This is a genomic window from Paracoccus homiensis, assembly GCF_900111675.1.
Lineage (GTDB): Bacteria > Pseudomonadota > Alphaproteobacteria > Rhodobacterales > Rhodobacteraceae > Paracoccus > Paracoccus homiensis.
In genome coordinates this window covers 1-2,406 of record NZ_FOHO01000036.1, presented here as the reverse complement: position 1 = coordinate 2,406, position 2,406 = coordinate 1, and the positions used below count along the sequence as shown (strand labels likewise).

Below are 2,406 nucleotides of genomic sequence, written 5' to 3'. Positions count from 1 at the left end.
ACTATCAGCTATATCAGTACCTTATCAGCCTCCATCGCGGGAGGATTCCTGCGTTGCGTTCACCCGTGCTACAACAGTGCTACGCTCAGGCGCCGCGACCCGGACGTAGGAGGGCGTGAAGAGCTGGAGGCGCACGGGATACTGAATGCTGCGGCCCGCGCAGGGCGCGCCGGTCACCTCGCCAACGGCATCGTGCTCCTGATCCCCGAAGCCGTGCTTCAATTCAGGGAAGGTAGACCCTTCACAAAGGGGGTGCTCGACAAGCTGAAGTCGGTACTACCGGAGGACGACCGCTACCTGTCCCTTAGCGATCCCCTGCTGACAGTTCTGGATCGCATTAATGTGGCGGCAGCTGCCGATCCCGATGTCGAGTACGCCCTGAACCGCTTGGCCACCGCGGTCGCGCCTGAAGGGGCAGAACCCGAGGCAACAACGCGCTTTTCGATAGGGCGGTCACTGGCTGCCTTCACGGCCATAAGGTTCAATCAGAAGGCGGAAGTTCGATGCGAAAGTCGCGCGACTGAACGAGCTTATCAGCGAGAGAGCGAGGGAGGCCGATGATCAAGTCCTGGCGGAGGTTGCCACCCAGAGTGGCGCGCCGCTCGGCATCCTCAAATCGCTGCGGCAAAAGATCGAGGATCAGATTGAACGGCTACCCCAGACAATACCGGACTGGACGTCTTGGATCATCAATTGGCTCGCAGAGGATCAGGATGCGCGCGATGCCATTCCGATCCGTGATGGTAGAGCAGTTCTCGGCGCTACCGGAAACAAGAAGGACGGACCGCTGACGGCCGATGCCGTAAGAAACCTCGAACTCGGCATCCTGGCTTGGCTACGCGGCGAACCCTTGCGCGAAATCGAAAGACAACTCGGCGGCGACCCCGCTGAAAAGGCGATTTGCCCGCGTGCCCGTGAGCTAGTATATCAGCTAGTGCCGCTCAGCCTTTCCTTCGCCGCCGGTCTTGTCGCCCGCACGGCAAGCGAAATACCTGCCGTGGCCGACGGAACGGCTACCCCGGTCTCTGTCATTGACTGCCTTGCAGCCGGGGTTCGACGCGGCTTCGACACGCCGAACAAGCTCGCCTTTAGCGACATCAAGCGCGGCTTCCTGAGCCGCGTTCATACGCATCAGGCCTATTCCGCCACGAGCGAACGTGAGCCAGAGATCTCAAACATGGAAGAATATCCTGCGGTGGTGGATCGGATACGGGTGTATTTGCTGCTAGTCGACGACAGAGCGTAGCAGGCTAGTTTGTAAGTGTGCCTGTTGCCGTTCGATCGATCTGGTATGGAAAGCGGACGGTGGCCTCTGCGCGGTCGAGCGGCCGCTATGGGCCGAAATTATCATCCGACATATGAGCCTGCTCGCTATGGTGCAGACTGACCTTGCCCTACAGCACCGCGGCGCGCTTTGCTCGAACTCTGCTTGATCTGCTTTCGCACTCGGAAGCGTCTGATCGCTTCTTCCCATGTCCCTAGCCTCGGAATTGTCGCGGGGCGATAGCAGATGGCTGTCTCAGGTAATCACTGCGGTGCGGGACGCAAGCTAGAACCCTTCCAGTTTACGTCAGCCTTGCTGCCGCAAAGGAAGAATTGTGGCCACTTGAGGAAGAGTTCAGTGGCAATCAACACATCGGGTGGCAGGGTGCAGATAGTTCTGCCTTCAGCGGTGAGGAAAATTGCGTGAAAATAGGGGGGCCTGACCCAGATGCGAAGGCAGGCTTGCCTTTCCTGCCATAAAGGTCTGCCTCTGATGGGCCGCAGCCCAATCTCTGGCCCGTGTTTTGAACTGGTCCGACATGTCGTGGCGATCCTTCTTGCTTCCGCCAGTGGCGAAGCCATCGCTGCTTTTCACTTTGGATGACCTCATGTCATCCGAAGGGCAAAGCAGGGTGGACGCAGCCCGACCTGCGGCCGGGCGGTGATCTGACACACGGGGCCGGAGCGGTGAAATTGGGAGGGGCCCGCGCCTTGGCGTGGGAGCAACCAGATTTCTCCGTGGCGGCTGACGCGCAGTGGCACCAGAGCCCGTGTTCAGATCACCGGCCGGATGGCAGGCGGAAAAAAGAAATGAAAAGCCGTCAGCGGCGCCAGAGCGAAGCGGAGGCGCGGCTGTCTTCTGGATCAGCAATCGCGGGTGCCCGCGATCACCATACAACTAGGAACGGCAGCCTCTCGAATGCCAAGCAACATCGAAGCCACGAACCCATCAGCGGCACGCGTGCCGGCTGCAGCAAATGCAGGCGCAGCGGGAGCACTCGGCCCTTTGCCGACCTTCGCAGGTTCGGCTTTGCTGCGGTGCGGCCTCGACTCTGTTGCACAAATCGGGTGATGGCCGAGGTTCCCCCTTCCCCGGACGGACTTATCCCACAGCTTCCGTGACGGGTATGCCGAGCGCGGTGT

The 2,406-nt window shown here is 60.3% G+C and carries 2 protein-coding genes; both read left to right on the top strand.

All coding sequences use genetic code 11. The features are described 5' to 3' along the window. Positions 1-561 (top strand): hypothetical protein (locus BMX67_RS19730; protein ID WP_217645927.1); only part of this gene is annotated, 561 nt, incomplete at its 5' end. Positions 562-850: 289 nt separating this feature from the next. Then, positions 851-1,246, top strand: coding sequence for a hypothetical protein (locus BMX67_RS19255; RefSeq protein ID WP_090738346.1), 396 nt, complete (start codon positions 851-853; stop codon positions 1,244-1,246). Positions 1,247-2,406: the final 1,160 nt, after the last annotated feature.